This window comes from Prevotella sp. P3-122 (assembly GCF_002251365.1).
In the GTDB taxonomy this organism is placed as follows: Bacteria; Bacteroidota; Bacteroidia; order Bacteroidales; family Bacteroidaceae; genus Prevotella.
On the sequence record NZ_NPJH01000025.1, the window covers coordinates 1 to 16,295 of the forward strand.

General features: G+C 49.2%; 13 protein-coding genes. 4 read left to right on the forward strand and 9 right to left on the reverse strand.

The window, feature by feature from the left end:
• Positions 1–108 precede the first annotated feature (108 nt).
• Positions 109–540, forward strand: coding sequence for a large-conductance mechanosensitive channel protein MscL (mscL, locus tag CIL02_RS05195; protein ID WP_094399644.1), 432 nt, complete (start codon positions 109–111; stop codon positions 538–540).
• 198 nt (positions 541–738) lie between these two features.
• On the opposite strand, the gene CIL02_RS16280 is transcribed toward mscL, so the two are convergent.
• Together CIL02_RS16280 and CIL02_RS05200 are read right to left on the reverse strand one after the other, a co-directional pair.
• Entirely contained in the window at positions 739–891 is a 153-nt protein-coding gene (locus CIL02_RS16280) for a hypothetical protein (RefSeq protein WP_170935020.1), read from the reverse strand.
• 47 nt (positions 892–938) lie between these two features.
• Positions 939–1,706, reverse strand: coding sequence for a TIGR02757 family protein (locus tag CIL02_RS05200; RefSeq protein WP_240513532.1), 768 nt, complete (start codon positions 1,704–1,706; stop codon positions 939–941).
• 218 nt (positions 1,707–1,924) lie between these two features.
• Between CIL02_RS05200 and CIL02_RS05205 the strand changes: the two genes are divergently transcribed.
• Together CIL02_RS05205 and CIL02_RS05210 are read left to right on the forward strand one after the other, a co-directional pair.
• Positions 1,925–2,869: a nitronate monooxygenase family protein gene (locus CIL02_RS05205; protein WP_094399646.1), complete on the forward strand. Its 945-nt coding sequence runs from the start codon at positions 1,925–1,927 to the stop codon at positions 2,867–2,869.
• Positions 2,866–3,498 carry a flavodoxin family protein gene (locus tag CIL02_RS05210; RefSeq protein ID WP_094399648.1) on the forward strand — a complete coding sequence of 211 codons (633 nt, stop codon included), beginning with the start codon at positions 2,866–2,868 and terminating at the stop codon, positions 3,496–3,498. The genes CIL02_RS05205 and CIL02_RS05210 overlap by 4 nt, the downstream gene beginning before the upstream one ends.
• Positions 3,499–3,567: 69 nt before the next feature.
• On the opposite strand, the gene tatC is transcribed toward CIL02_RS05210, so the two are convergent.
• The 7 genes from tatC to CIL02_RS05245 form a co-directional block, all read right to left on the reverse strand.
• Positions 3,568–4,356, reverse strand: a complete 789-nt coding sequence (tatC, locus tag CIL02_RS05215) for a twin-arginine translocase subunit TatC (RefSeq protein ID WP_240513534.1) — start codon at positions 4,354–4,356, stop codon at positions 3,568–3,570.
• Positions 4,337–4,567 carry a twin-arginine translocase TatA/TatE family subunit gene (locus tag CIL02_RS05220; RefSeq protein WP_094399650.1) on the reverse strand — a complete coding sequence of 77 codons (231 nt, stop codon included), beginning with the start codon at positions 4,565–4,567 and terminating at the stop codon, positions 4,337–4,339. The genes tatC and CIL02_RS05220 overlap by 20 nt, the downstream gene beginning before the upstream one ends.
• Before the next feature lie 5 nt (positions 4,568–4,572).
• Positions 4,573–5,970, reverse strand: coding sequence for an aldo/keto reductase (locus CIL02_RS05225; RefSeq protein ID WP_094399652.1), 1,398 nt, complete (start codon positions 5,968–5,970; stop codon positions 4,573–4,575).
• A 48-nt stretch (positions 5,971–6,018) separates the two neighbouring features.
• Positions 6,019–7,506, reverse strand: coding sequence for a 4Fe-4S binding protein (locus CIL02_RS05230; RefSeq protein ID WP_094399654.1), 1,488 nt, complete (start codon positions 7,504–7,506; stop codon positions 6,019–6,021).
• Between the two features lie 297 nt (positions 7,507–7,803).
• On the reverse strand, positions 7,804–9,420 hold the full coding sequence (gene guaA / locus CIL02_RS05235) for a glutamine-hydrolyzing GMP synthase (protein WP_094399656.1): 1,617 nt from the start codon (positions 9,418–9,420) through the stop codon (positions 7,804–7,806).
• A 17-nt stretch (positions 9,421–9,437) separates the two neighbouring features.
• The gene (locus tag CIL02_RS05240; RefSeq protein WP_094399658.1) at positions 9,438–10,187 is read right to left on the reverse strand and encodes a nucleotidyltransferase family protein; all 750 of its coding nucleotides are present in this window, start codon (positions 10,185–10,187) and stop codon (positions 9,438–9,440) included.
• A 123-nt stretch (positions 10,188–10,310) separates the two neighbouring features.
• Positions 10,311–11,861 (reverse strand): phosphotransferase, encoded by a 1,551-nt coding sequence (locus tag CIL02_RS05245; RefSeq protein WP_094399660.1) that lies wholly within the window; start codon positions 11,859–11,861, stop codon positions 10,311–10,313.
• A gap of 148 nt (positions 11,862–12,009) precedes the next feature.
• Here CIL02_RS05245 and CIL02_RS05250 point away from each other — a divergent pair, with 148 nt between their 5' ends.
• A complete protein-coding gene (locus CIL02_RS05250; RefSeq protein ID WP_094399662.1) occupies positions 12,010–16,242 on the forward strand; it encodes a hybrid sensor histidine kinase/response regulator transcription factor in 4,233 nt (1,410 codons plus the stop codon).
• Positions 16,243–16,295 lie beyond the last annotated feature (53 nt).

The window sequence follows — 16,295 nt, forward strand, 5'->3', positions numbered from 1 at the left end:
AAATTATATAAAATAGTTGAAGCAGGAGGAAGATATCATGCCCACCAAAAAGAAAATCGACCAATGTGACAACTCTATATTACAATAATAAACATAAAAACAAAGAACATGGGAAAATTAATCAAGGAATTCAAGGAATTTGCAGTTAAAGGTAATGCTGTCGACATGGCTGTCGGTGTAATCATCGGCGGTGCATTCGGAAAAATCGTTTCTTCTATAGTAGACGACATCATCATGCCTCCGATAGGCTGGCTGATTGGTGGTGTCAACTTCAGCGACCTTAAGGTCACCCTGCCATCGGTAGAGATACCGGGAGTAGAGACGATGCAAGCAGCCACCATCAACTACGGCAATTTCCTGCAGACGCTTATCGATTTCATCATCATTGCATTCTGTGTCTTCATGCTTGTTAAATTCATAAACAAACTGGCACGCAAGCAGAAGAAGGAGGAAGACAATAAGCCTGCCCCCGCACCACAGCCTTCGGCAGAAGAGAAACTCCTTACCGAAATTCGTGACTTGCTTAAGGACAAGCAGTAACTTTACTTCTGATGGGAGTTATAAGGGGGAGTTATGAGGGGGAGTTATGAGGGGGAGTTATGATGAGGAGTTATAAGGGGCCAAATGTCCATAGGCAACAAAGGTAATGGCTTATCATAACTCCTCCTTATAACTCCCCAAGAATAACTCCCCTTCATAACTCCCCTTCATAACTCCCCAAGAATAACTCCTTAAAGATCATTTTATATACCCTTTGGTAAGCATATCATAATACAGAGCTTCAAGTTCTGGAAGCGTGAGTTGTTCTGCCGAATGTGTGATTATCCTTATCAGCTCATCCTTGCGATTGTCGTCGGACTTTATTCCGAAATTCGTAAACACCTTATTCATAGTCTTTTATAATTGCAAGTTCTGTGAGACAACAAAACTATAAATCTCTAATCATTCTCACCCTTTCTGTCATCAGAGACATCATAGCCAAACAGGGCAAAGTCACCACGTGAGGGGTCGTCAGGAAACACCTCAAGCATCTGGTTCCTGAGCAGCTCCACCGATTTCCAGCTTGCAGAATTCTGCTGTAGAAGTCCGAGTCTTTGAGACATCTGAAAGACATGGGTATCCATTGGTATATACAGGTTTCGCTTGTCAACGAACTCAGTCCACAGTCCGAGGTCTACCGGCGACCCATCCCTTACCATCCATCTGAGAAACATCACCGGGCGTTTGCAGAGTGAAGTACGTGGTTTGGGTACTATTCCGGTAAGTCCGCGGCTCCAGAAATAATCGCTTACGGCATCAAGAATTGCGAGCACGTCGGAACTACCGTCGTGGCAATGTTCAACAGAGTGTGCTGCATAATCGCCCAATGAGTCATAATCGTTCAACAGCTGTCTGAGCATCCGTAGGAAGGCGTTCATCTTCTCGTACGAATACAGTCTATAGAAACATTGGCCTGTAGCAGGTATATCCCTCTCGAACTCGCCTTTGCTTACCCATTCATGGAAATCGCCTCCCGAGCAGTCGAGCAGTTGCTGTATCTTGGGCAAGAACTGCTTACGGGAGCCATAGCTCAGACACGAGGCCACAAAAGCCAAAGTTTCCCTATTGTATCGTCCTTGAACCTGATGCATGAACCACGAAGGGTCACCAGAGATAAAGCCGGCAGTCTCATATCTGTCGGCATATTGTCGTAAGAGTGTTTTCAAATCCTCATCCATATATGATACATTATATATATTAATAGGTGGCAGGGTATCACTTCCTGCTGTTTTGTCGCCTACAAATTTAAGGTATAATGTCGATATAGCCAAACAAAGGTAGGCCAAATGCTAATCTTTGTTGCAAATAGTTGCACGGAAAAGATTTTATTCATACATTTGCATTAAGAATACAAACAGTATTACCATCAACAGGAACTAAGGATATGGACAACAACAGAATATGCAGGCTCTTCGGCATAGAGCATCCAATAATAGCTGGAGGCATGGTATGGTGCAGCGGATGGCGATTGGCATCAGCTGTCAGCAACGCTGGCGGTCTCGGACTTCTCGGTGCAGGCTCGATGCACCCGGAGACACTACGTGAGCACATCCGAAAGACAAAGGGAGCCACAGACAAGCCCTGGGGTGTGAACATTCCATTGATGTACCCCGAGATGGACTCCGTTCTGGGTATAATAGAAGAGGAGCGGGTGCCCATAGTATTCACCTCAGCAGGCAGTCCGAAGAAATACACCCGATGGTTACACGACCGAGGCATAAAAGTAGCGCACGTAGTATCGAGCAGTAAGTTTGCCATTAAATGCGAGGAAGCAGGTGTCGATGCCATCGTAGCCGAAGGTTTTGAGGCAGGAGGACATAATGGGAGAGAGGAGTCTACCACTATGACTCTCATACCGCAAGTAAGGAAAGCAACTACCCTACCCCTTATCGCAGCAGGTGGAATAGCATCGGGACAGGCAATGCTCGCCTCAATGGCTCTTGGTGCAGAAGGCGTGCAGATGGGAACGGTGTTCGCTCTAAGCAAGGAGAGCAGTGCGTCGGACGCTTACAAACAGGCGTGTACGGCAATAGACGAAGGTGGCACCATGCTATGTCTTAAGAAGATTGCCCCTACACGACTGCTGCGCAACGGTCTTTTCAACCGTATCAGCGAGGCAGAGGCGAGGGGAGCCAATGCAGACGAACTGCGACAGCTGTTGGGGGCAAAGGCATCGAAGCGCGGTATTTTCGAGGGCGATACCGAGAATGGAGAAATGGAGATAGGCCAGATAGCTTCTGACATAAAGACTATTGACAGCGTCGAGGATATAATGAACAGAATAACAACAGAATACAAGGAAACAAAACAAAGAATTATCACATTATGAAAGTATTACTGGTAAACGGCAGCCAGCATCAGCACGGCTGCACACACACCGCCTTGCAGGAAATAGCAACCGAACTTCAGAAACAAGGCGTAGAGACGGAAGAGTTCTGGTGCGGCAACAAGGCCATAATGGGCTGTCAGGGTTGCGGCCATTGCGCAGAGAGCAAACGGTGCTGGAAAGGCGACGACACGGTAAATGCCTTTCTTGAGAAAGTTGCCGAGACCGACGGTTTCATCTTCGGCACACCCGTACACTTTGCCGGCACATCAGGGTTCATAAAACCGTTCATGGACCGCGCGTTCTGCTCTAAGCTTTCTATATTCTTCAACAAGCCGGCTGCGGCAATAGTTAGTTGCCGTCGTGGCGGGGCGCAAGGTGCGTTCGAGGACATGAACAGGTATTTCACCATAGCCTGCATGCCAGTGGTATCATCGCAATACTGGAACGAGGTACACGGCAACACACCCGACGAGGTAGTACAAGACCTGGAAGGCATGCAAACCATGCGCCAGCTTGGCAGGAACATGGCTTGGATGCTGAAGTGCATTGAGGCAGGCAAAGCAGCAGGAGTAGAGCTGCCCGAACACGAAAAGCAGATAAGGACAAATTTCATACAGGCTCGCCCATAGTCCCTAATAACCTTACCACTATCGCGCTCCCCTCTCCCTATGGAGAGGAGAGCATGTGGTGAGGCTTCTTTACCTTACTATCACAATGCTGAATTCATACAGCAGATACATAGGCAGCGCGACGACGAGCAGTGTGAAGATATCGGATGTGGGGGTTATTATTGCCGCAACAATAAGAATTGCCACCACAGCATGCTTCCTGTATTTTGCAAGAATAGCGGAATTAATGATACCGAGCTTTGCCAACAGCCATGACATAACAGGTATTTCGAATACTATGCCCATTGACAGCGACATAGTGAACAGAGTACTTATATAGGATTCGAGTGTAATCATGTTGGCAACATCGGTGCTTACCTGATAGGTCCCGAGAAAACGGAACGTCAACGGGAATATGAGGAAATAGCAGACAGCCATTCCCAGCAGAAACATCAGATACCCAGCCCCAAAGACCCTTGTAGCATAGTGTCGTTCCACATCATACAAGGCAGGGGCGATGAACAGAAAAAGCTGATATATAATATAAGGTGAAGCACAGATGGCACCAAAGCACAGAGCTGTCTTTACATGTATGACAAACTGCTGAGCCAGTCCTGTACTTATAAGCTCTACATTGAATCTGCTACCGGTAATATCTGCGCCAAGCAGTTCCGACAACTGGAACAGCCAACGGTAGGTGACAAAGTCATCGTACTTTGGAGCGAGCACCATGCGGAACAGGCTTTCCTTGAATACAAACGCCACTATGCCGCATATCAATGTAACGGCAACAATCTTGATGATTGCCGTCCGCAACACGTCAAGGTGTTCCCAGAACGACATCGAGCCATCGTTGCCATTATTGTTTTCCAGTGGCATCGTCTTTTTTTTCGTCTGTCTTTCCTATTGTGCTATTGCCGACATCGTCGTCATCTTTTCCGTTCATACCTTCCTTGAACGAGCGTACCCCCTTGCCCAATCCTTTCATAAGCTCGGGTATCTTCTTTCCTCCGAAGAAAAGCAGCACTACCAAGGCGATGAGTAGTATTTCCTGAAATCCTACACCTCCAATAAAAAGAATGTTCTCCATAATGGTTATTCTGTAATATTCTGTTTCAGTTCCTCTATATATTTATCTATCTTGTGCAGTTCCCTTGGTATCTTTATCCCCTGCGGGCAATGCGACACACACTTGTTGCATCCGATACAATGGCTTGCCTGTCTTACTTTCGGTACGGCCCTGTCGTAGCTGACAAGAAACGCCCGGCGCTGTTTCCTGTAGTCGGCATCCTGCTGGTCACGAGGAATATTTCCTTCATTGATACATTTATTATAATGCGTCAATATGGCAGGTATGTCTATTCCGTAAGGACACGGCATACAGTATTTGCAGTCATTGCATGGAATGGTATTCAGTCCGAACAGGTCATCGGCAATCTCCTTCAGGAAAGCAAGGTCATCGTTACTGAGGGGTTGCAGAGGGGTATACGACCTGAGGTTGTCTTGCAGATGCTCCATAAACGTCATGCCACTCAACACAGTCAGTACACCCTCGGGAGTGCCTGCGAAACGGAAAGCCCACGACGCCACGCTGCGTTCAGGCTCTCTTTGTTTTAGCTTCGCCACAAGGAAGTCGGGAACCTTGGCAAGCCTTCCACCGAGCAATGGTTCCATAATTACAGCTGGTATATTGCGTTTGCGCAGTTCCTCGTACAGGTATTTGGCATCAGCAGAGCCAGGATTCTCACCATGTTCCCAATCGAGGTAGTTGAGCTGTATCTGCACAAAGTCCCAACGGTACTTGTCGTGCTGCGACAATAGGTAGTCGTAGAGTTTCACGTCGCCATGGAAAGAGAATCCTAAATTCCTTATGCGCCCAGCCTCTCTTTCCTCTACAAGGAAGTCGAGAATGCCGTTGTTCATATATCTGTCATTGAACTCAGCCATTGAGTCGCCGCCTGTCCCCACGGCATGCAACAGCATGTAGTCGATAGTGTCGACCTGAAGCTCGGTGAAGGAATTACGGTACATCTCTATAGATGCCTTCCTGCTCCTTGTGGAGGGATCGAAATTGGATAGCTTGGTAGCAACAAAATATTTCTCTCTCGGATGGCGTTTCAAGGCTATGCCCGTAGAACGTTCGGACAATCCCTGACAATAGGCAGGTGATGTATCAAAATAGTTTACACCGTGTTCGATGGCATAATCTACAAGCTCGTTTACGGCATCCTGATCAATGATTTCCTCCTGCTCGCCTTTGTCGTTAGTCTGGTTCTTAGTCGGCAATCGCATCATTCCGTAGCCAAGGATGGATACCTTGTCTCCCGATGTAGGACATATTCTGTATGTCATTTTATCCTTTGGTATGGGCTGAGCACTGCCTGTAGATGCGTTCTTGCCACCATCATCCTTCCGACATGCAGACAGTCCGGCTGTTGCTGCCGTCGCAATGCCAAGGGTCTTTAGGAAATCTCTTCTTGTAATATTTTTCATTTTTAACAAAGTGACTGGTAAACCATTCTGCATTAAGAAAAAGGGCAATCAATACTGACTATGTCTCTCGTTGCCTTCCACATATATGGCACTATAGGGGCGTGAGGGGCATAAATTCTCACAGGCGCCACAGCCTATGCAGCGTTCCTCGTTTACAACGGGTATCTTGAGCGATTCCTCATCATTAGCATCCATAGGTACCATCATTATGGCTCCCGTAGGGCAATGGCGCGCACAGTTTCCGCAACTCACCCCATCGCTCACCGGCAGGCAGTTCTTCTTTATCCACACGGCACGGCCTATTCTTGTCGACGACTTCTCCTCGCGGGTTATGGGCTTTATGGCATCTGTGGGGCACACCTCTGCACAGCGGGTGCACTCAGGACGGCAATAGCCATGTTCATAAGACATCTCTGGCTGCATGAAATCCGACAACGAGGAAGAAGGACGCAACACCCCATTGGGACAAGCCGACACACAAAGCTGGCAAGCCGTGCAATGCTGTGCAAAATGACGTATGCTCCATGCGCCTGGCGGCACAATCCTTGTAGCACGTTCAGGAACCTTCTTGTCCTCTATCACAGCCAAGCCGCCATCCACTTTCTTTTTCTGTGCATCCATTACCGTGGAAACAGTTAGCATAGAGGCCGTAGCAAGGAACGCCCTTCGTGTGCTGTCTGTCCCAACAGCATTTTTACCGATGTTCTTGCCAAAGCTTCTTCTTCCGAGACTTATGGCACCATGGCGGCAGGTCTCAATGCAGTCCATGCACATCACGCATCGGCTGTCGTCCACGGTATGGTTATCACCATTGATGCAAGCCGACTTACAACGCCTTGAACACAGTCCGCAACGGTTGCATTTCGACGAGTCTATCCTTATGCAAAACAGGGAATAGCGGGACAGCATGCCCAACACCGTACCGACTGGACAAATAGTGTTGCAATAAGTCCGTCCTCCTCTCCATGCCAATATCGCTATCACAATGAATGTCACGACAGCAACCATGAATACGGGCGTAGACTTAATCCACGCCTCCGTCTCATAAAAAGCATAGCTGTCAACACGCTCAGCAAGATATGCCAGGACATTGTTGCCATATCGGTATACAGGTGCAAGGATGTTGCCGGCTATACGTCCATACGAGCTATATGGTGCTATCAGCGATGCCAAGGATGTAAAACCGGCAAGAATAGCAGCAAGAAAGACAACCAGCACACCATACCTCAGCCATCGCTTCTCACCAGAATAAGCATACTTGTTGCGCTTCTTCTTGCCTCTGCGTCCAAACCATGCAATGATGTCCTGCATTATTCCCAATGGGCAGATGACAGAACAATAGACCCTGCCCAACAGAAAGGTCACTACAACAAGCAATGCCACTACGGCAACATTCAAAGCCAGAACAGCCGGAAGAAACTGCAGGCTTGCCGCCCAAGAAAGATATCTATGGGCAAGCCCTGTGAAGTCAAGGAACAGCAGAGTAACAGCAATAAAGAGGAATGCTGCGATGCCAATTCTTAGTTTTCTGAGCATATCGAATTACTGATTTTTTTGCGGTTAAAAAATGGTCAGGCCATAATGGTTGGATTTAGTCTCATTTTTGCAAAGATACAAAAAACACATCATACAGCCAAACGATATGCCACATATTTTTTATTGACAAGTCGACGAGTAAAGTAAGTTTGGAAATCCTGTCTTATTATGATGACCTTCGTGGGCCAACGAAGGTATGTTCGTTTATAAGAGAAGATATAAACAAAGACCACCATCCGGATTCAATACAAGTACCCGAATGGTGGCCATCATGTATATGTGAAGTAAAGGAGTGACTTACTCCCACTCGATTGTCGAAGGTGGCTTTGACGAAATGTCGTAGCACACGCGGTTTACTCCACGTACCTTATTTATTATTTCATTCGACACCTTTGCCATAAAATCATATGGCAGATGTGCCCAGTCGGCTGTCATGGCATCGGTGGAGGTTACGGCACGCAGGGCTACGGGGTGCTCGTAGGTGCGCTCGTCGCCCATCACGCCTACGCTTCTAACTGTTGAGAGCAGCACCGTGCCGGCCTGCCATATCTGGTCGTAGAGGCTTACCTCTATCTCGCCGTCGGTCATCTCTGCTGGCACACCAGCGGCCAGCACCTTGCGTGCTTCCTCGCCTGAGAGGCGTACCTTGTAATCGCGTAATCCACGGATGTAGATATCGTCAGCGTCCTGAAGGATGCGTACTTTCTCGGGAGTGATGTCGCCAAGAATACGTACTGCCAGTCCTGGTCCGGGGAATGGATGGCGTGTAATAAGATGTTCAGGCATGCCAAGCTGACGTCCCACACGGCGCACCTCATCCTTGAACAGCCATTTCAGAGGCTCGCAGAGCGACAGGTGCATCTCCTTTGGCAGTCCGCCCACATTGTGGTGGCTCTTGATGACCTTTCCTGTAATGTTTAGGCTTTCGATGCGGTCGGGGTATATAGTGCCCTGTGCGAGCCACTTAGCACCTGTTATCTTCTTTGCCTCGGCGTTGAACACCTCAACGAAGTCGCGGCCGATTATCTTGCGCTTCTGCTCCGGGTCTGTGACTCCAGCCAGGTCTGCGAAGAATTTCTCGCTGGCATCTACTCCGACAACATTGAGTCCAAGGCACTCATAGTCGTGCATTACATCCCGGAACTCGTTCTTGCGCAGCATGCCATGGTCGACGAATATACAGGTGAGGTTCTTGCCTATGGCACGGTTGAGCAACACAGCTGCCACTGATGAGTCAACACCGCCTGAGAGTCCAAGAATTACACGGTCGTCGCCCAACTCAGCCTTAAGCTCAGCTACAGTGGTATCGACAAATGACGCTGCACTCCAGTCCTGTCTTGAGCCACAGATACCGACAATGAAATTCCTGAGCAGCAGAGTGCCCTGAACGGTATGGAACACCTCTGGATGGAACTGCACGGCCCATACTCCCCTGCCAAGTGCAGTATTGCTGTAGGCAGCATATTTCACATCGGTCGTAGATGCTATACACTCAAAGCCATCGGGAATAGCAGTGATTGTGTCGCCATGACTCATCCAAACCTGAGAGCCATTGTCGAAACCGCAGAAAAGAGGGTTTTCCGTATTGACCGTATCGAGATGCGCACGGCCATACTCACGCGAGTCAGCCTTCTCAACCTTACCTCCGAGGGCATGCGAGATAAACTGTGCACCATAGCAGATACCAAGCACAGGAAGACGTCCCATGAACCTGTCAAGGTTCACCTTGAAAGCCTCAGGGTCGTGAACGGAATAAGGAGAGCCGCTGAGAATGACTCCGATAACGTCACTGTCGTCCTCTGGGTACTTGTTGTAAGGTAGAATCTCGCAGAAAGTGTCAAGCTCGCGCACACGGCGGCCAATGAGCTGCGTGGTCTGTGAGCCGAAATCGAGGATGATAATTTTCTGTTGCATGTTCTATTATTATATGTTTAGTATTTTGTTTCTGATAAACTGTTCAAGAAAGCCTCCGCATCGCTTAATGTCTCTGCCTTGCCCACATCCATAAGCTTTAGTCCCTCCTTGGGATGCCCGACAATCCTTGCCTTATCACACTCTTGGATATAGAAGTCCATGATACCGAATTTCTCAGGATAAGCCTGCATAAGTGGGAACAATGCAGGAGAGAAGACGTGGATGCCGGCAAAGGCATATTTACGCAATGATGCGATATTGTCCACCCGGGCAATGTCTCCCTTTATCTCTCCCGTAGCGATATTTGTCCATCCTCTCATCCTCAAATCCTCGTCGAATAGCAGGTAACGCTTGGTCTGCCTCTCGCTCACAAGGAGTGTTGCATCGTTGTTGGCCGCAGATAAGTAGAAGTCGCGCAGGCATACATTGCTGAGAATATCTACATTATGGATAAGGATGGGAGAAGAAGAAGAGAACAATGACGCTGCCTTCCTTATGCCTCCTCCTGTATCGAGCAACATTCCTGTCTCGTCGCTAATCGCTATATCGAGACCGAAATTAGCATTTGCATTCAGGTAGTCTACTATCTGCGAGGCGAAATGATGGACGTTGACAACAATCCTTGTGAACCCCTCATTCCTAAGGTTCATTATCACGTGTTTCAGCAGAGGCTCTCCCCCCACCCTCACCAGTGCCTTTGGCATGGTGTCGGTCAAGGGTTTCAGTCGTGTGCCGAGTCCGGCTGCAAATATCATTGCTTGCATCATGTGTGCAAAGATAATAATAATTATTATGAAATACGTTGTTTTAGGTGAAAAACTTGTTTTTCATCCTTCATCAAAAGCACCACAGGGTAACCCCTTGGTACAGCGAGATACCGCTTCGGAGGGTTATTCCTTTCGCTCTGCCTCCATCAGTTGAGTTATGTTCTGTTCCCTATGACACACCCTTACCTCTATTCCGAACTTTTGGTGTATATGCTCTGCAAGGTGCTGTGCGCTGTATACGCTGCGGTGCTGTCCTCCAGTGCACCCAAACGAGAACATCAGCGACGTGAATCCTCGCTGCATATACCGGCGGACGTGCGCATCGGCAAGCTTGTACACACTGTCAAGGAATGTCAGTATCTCACCATCGTCCTCAAGGAAACGTATCACAGGCTCGTCAAGTCCCGTTAGTTTCTTATATGGCTCATATCGCCCGGGGTTGTGGGTGCTGCGGCAGTCAAAGACATATCCTCCGCCATTACCGCTCTCATCCTCTGGTATACCCTTTCTGAACGAGAAGCTGAACACCCTCACTACAAGCGGACCCTTTCCGTCGTATTTCGAGAATGTTGCCGGACCGTCCATGGGATTTGCACTATAAACGTTGCTGTCTGTAGTCTTGTAACCATCAGCCCTGTTCACGGCCGCCTGCTCTATATGGCGGAACTGCGGCAGTTCAGTAAGCCTCTTCAGCATGTCCATCATATAAGGATAAGGGAAAACTCTATCGCCCATAGCCAGCAGGTCACGGAGATTATCCATGGCAGCAGGGATGCTGTCGAGAAAATGCTTCTTACGCTCGAAATATCCGCGGAAACCGTATGCGCCCAGCACCTGCAAGGTGCGGAACAAGACAAACAGCGAGAGCCTGGTGACGAAATGTCTTACCGACGGCACTTCTGTGTAGTTCTTCAGCGAGTTGTAGTATTCCCACACCAGTTCCCTGCGCAGCTTGTAGGGATAGCGTGCTGATGCCTGCCAAAGGAAAGAGGCCAGGTCATAGTAGTATGGGCCACGGCGACCACCCTGGAAGTCAATGAAATAAGGGTGTCCCTTGTCATCGAGCATCACATTCCTTGCCTGGAAGTCACGATACAGAAAGCAGTCGTCGTCCTCGGCTGTGAGGTCTTTGGCAAAGAGCCGGAAATTGGCCTCAAGCTTCAACTCGTGGAAATCCAGTCCCGTAGCCTTGAGGAAGCAGTACTTGAAGTAATTGAGGTCGAAAAGTACGCTGTCCTGATTGAACTCCGCCTGCGGATAGCAGTTGCTCCATTCCAGTCCCCTCGCTCCCCTCATTTGTATATTTGGCAACTCACGGATGGTATTAACAAGGAGTTCCCTCTCATGGCGGTTGTACCGTCCGCCAGCCTCACGTCCTCCCCTGATGGCATCGAAGAGTGAGGTGTGCCCAAGGTCGGTCTGCAAATAGCGTAGTTCGTCATCGCTTACGGCAATGACAGCAGGCACGGGCAATTTACGTTGTGTGAAATGACGGCAAAGGTATACGAAGGCATGGTTCTCGTCACGGCTTGTCCCTACGACGCCTATGACGCTATGACCCTCGGCATCCGACATACGGTAATACTCACGGTTGCTGCCAGCACCTGGCAACCGGTCTACTTGTGCGGGATCTTTTCCTGCCCAGCCCCTATATAGTTCTATGAGTTTCTGCATTTCCCTGTTTTTCCTGCAAAGGTAGTGCAAAAGTGTGGAATGGCAAAACAAAACCCCATTTTGTTTTTTTCCGAACACAGCCCTCCTTAATCACTTTTTTTTATTACCTTTGTGCCATGACTGACACAACATATCAGAAACAACCACCATGAGACTTCTACTACTAATATTTGCACTTATATTAACCACTGCTCAGGCCACGATAGCCGCAAGCAAAAAAGAGAGCTATTACGCCAACAGGCTCTCTGTGGGTGACGGACTGCCCAGCAACACCATTAGGGCAATGGTGCAGGACAACGACGGATATATATGGTTTGGCGGCACAGGCGGATTGGCACGCTACGATGGCTATGACGTGGTACAGATAAACGACATACATGACGGGATGCCGGTTAACAACATCGGACTGCTTGAAATGGACCGGCATAACAGCCTTCTATGGGTAACGACAGCCACATACAACATAAAATGCCTGGAACTGCGCAAAGGCACCTTCGCCGACTATACCGGCAAGGGCGATGCCGACCGTGTCTATCGGAAACACCTGCTCACGGATAGGGGTATGTGGCTCTATACAGAGCAATACGGAATCCGTCACATAACTTACGAGGGCGGGAGTTTCAAGTGCCGTGACTATACTTCCGCTGACAAGAGCATGCCTGAAAACAGCATTACATACATGTCGGAAGACGGCCAAGGCAACGTATGGGCCATCACCCAGCACACCATAAACTATATAGACACGGCTGGCAACAGCCGAATGATACAGGGTGGCATCAGGACACTCGACCTTAGGGCAAGAGGACACGACATAGTGGTGCTTGACAAAACCAACAAAGCATGGATATACAGCTCCAATGGCCGCCTGCGCATGACATCACAGCTACCTGTTGCATTGGGAATAGTTGACAAGGTGACGACATCCGTTATATGGAAGGGGAAATACTATGTCTTCACCACTGCTGACACCTATGCCTGCGACATCACAACAGGCAGATGGGAGCGTGCCGCCATTCAGGTGCCAGGAGCACTTGACCAAGGAAAGGCCGACGGCTACCAATTCATTGCCAACACCACAGACGGGACCCTATGGCTGCTGCCAGATGAAGGCAAAGCGACACCACTGCACCTTATAGACCGCATGAGCGCAAACCCTGGGCGTGGCAGAATATTCAACATCGCAAAGCAAGACGACTCTACATTACTCATTGCCACCTATGGTGCAGGACTGATTATATACAACACGACAACAGGCCACACCACACGCTTCTCGTCACACGATGAGTCTCCACTGTTCCACTCCGACTACCTGTTCGACATTCTTGCAGACCGTAGCGGGGGCATATGGGTGGCCTCCGTAGCAACAGGCGTTACATGGCTCGGGCACAGACAGCCCAGCATAGCCAGATACGTGAAGCCGATACCAAATAAAAACAACGACCGCGACAACGGCATCAGCCGTATCTTCAAGCTGCGGGACGGAGATATTGCCGTTACGGCATTCGACTTCCGCACGCTGGTTCTTGACACCATCAACGGCACGCTCAGCCAGTTGCCTTCTCCTTACGGCGACATCATTGCCTATACTACCGACCAGCATGGACACGAATGGATGATTACAAAATCGGGAGGACTGATGTCTGACGGAAAGCAGATTAGTAAGACAACAACCATTGGAGGAGTGCTACCAACAGACATCAATGACATGGTAGCGGACAGCAGTGGAAGACTGTGGATGGCAACATGGAAGGGAGGACTGCTGTGGACACGACCTGACACCAAAGGCACGCAATTCCACAGTCTGCTCACAGACAACTTCAATCAAAGCCGCATATACGACATTGAGCTGACACCCGACGGATGGCTATGGGCTGCCACATGCGATGGACTATATGCCATCAATACCAGAAAGAAGCAGCCTGGCAAGGACGACATACTAACATTCAACACCAAGAACGGGAGCCTGCCTGCCAACGAGATTATTTGCATAATGGCTGGTAACGACAGTACGCTATGGATAGGGACACAGGGCTACGGCATTCTGCGCGCAACGCTACATGAAGGCCGTCACAAACTTTCCTATCTGTCCCTGACTAAGCAGAATGGTCTTGCCAACAACAATATCCGCTCCATCATGGCAGGCAAGGGCAACGATATATGGATAGGAACTGAGGAGGGACTGGCCGTGGTCAACAGCTCCACAATGCTCGTGCGCAACATTATGCCTGCAGCCTCCATCATGGGCAATGTCTTCAACTCCAACAGCGGCCTGTGCCTTGCCAATGGCACAATATTCTTTGGCACCGACGACGGTGTGGCAATAGTAGACGCAAGGCGGATGCAGACAACGGGGCAGCTGACACAGCAACCACACATCACGGATGTCCACATCGACGGCTCCTCTATATATGGTACACCTGCTCTGAGACACTACATATCGGACATAACGGCAGGACATCTAACTCTGGAGAGCGACAAGAACGACATCAAGATATATTTCTCATCGCTCGACTACCTAACAGCAGGAGAAACGCTATACCAGTACTACCTGGAGGGCTATGACGAGACATGGAGAGAGCCAACAAGCGCAAACACCGCAGAATACCTGCACCTGCAGCCTGGTACCTATACTTTCCACGTAAAAGCCTCGAATGGTGCTCAATGGAGCGACATGCGCACGCTGGTGGTGGTCATAAGGCAACCATGGTACAGCACCCCACTTGCATGGCTCTTCTACATAATGCTCATAACCGCATTCTCGGCCATAGTATACCGTCAGTGGCGACGTAACTTCGAGCTTAAACAAAGCATGGCTATCGACAGGCAACTCACGGACTTCCGCATAAGTTTCTTCACAAGCATTGCACATGAATTCAGGACACCTCTCGCCATCATCGATGGTGCTGTAAACAGGCTCACATCACCTACAGCAGCAGAGAGACCCACAAGTCAGCGGCCTGCTCTGCAGCAGATAAGACGTGGAACCAATAGACTGCTGCGCTTAGTGAACGAGCTTATGGAATTCCGTAAAATAAATACGGGAAACATCAGGCTGACACTCCAGAATTGCGACATTGTAAAGCTGGTGCGCGATGTATTCAACGACCTGAGGCCACTGGCACAGCAGAAGGAGCAGAACATCACGTTCATACCATTCGCAAAGTCGTTCGTCGCTCCAATAGACAGCAACAAGTTGGAGAGCATAGTCTACAACCTGCTGTCAAATGCGGTGAAATACACACCCGACAAGGGCAACATAACCCTACGCGTCACGCACCAGGACAACATGCTTGCCATTATCGTTGAGGACACCGGACCAGGCATCAGCCTTGACCAGCAAGCCTGTCTCTTTGAACCTTTCATGCACGGCAACGTTAGCAAGGGAGGCATGGGGATAGGACTATACACTGCCAAGCGCATGGCACAGGCACACCATGGCGACATCAGCTACGAGAAAGCCGGACTGGACAAGGGAGCGCAGTTCACGCTCACACTACCCGACAGAGCGGCAGCATACACGGCTGAGGAGTTGGAATCGCTTTCACATACAAATACCGACAAGCGGACTGACAGCACAAACTACACGGTGGTGAGGGAACCAATGGCTGAGCCACTCAACAACGAAACCATTGCCATCATAGAGGACGACCGAGACATGCTCGAACAGCTCACCGACGAACTGGGAATATATTTTAAGACCGTTACCTATACCAATGGTGCCGACGGATACCAGGGAGTTATTGCCAGCAAGCCCTCGCTCGTAATATGCGACGTCATGCTGCCCGACATGGACGGCTATTCCATCGTCGGCAACATTCGCAAGGACAAGTCGCTCGACAACATGCCTGTCATCATGCTTACGGCGCTTGACGACGTAGGCCACCAGATAAAGGGCTACAAGGCTGGGGCCGACGACTACATGGTGAAGCCATGCAACTACCAACTGCTTACTACACGTGCCGCTCAGCTAATAACCTGGGCAAAAAACAGGCAACAGGCACAATCGCTTTCAGACAACTCCAAAGAGTCACCAGTCGTAACATCTATGGCTGACAAGAATTTCCGGAAGGATATAGATCGCCACATAGCACAACATCTCAACGACCCGGACTTCAACATCGAACGGCTGGCAGCTCTCATGCAGATGGGACACACCAAGTTCTATGGCAAGATGAGGGATATCACAGGCATGTCGCCAAACAAGTATATCATGAGCGAGCGCATGAGAATTGCTGGGGAACTGGTGCTTGAGGGCAGGATGAATGTCAGCGAGATTGCATACAAAGTGGGCTTTCAGGACCCGTCTTATTTCAACAAATGTTTCAAAAGACATTTCGGCACAGTACCGACAAAATACGGCAAGGGGAACAAACAAACGTAGGAATTTCACATATTTCGGCTTTTTTTTACCATGCTGCAATACATGAAAAGAGC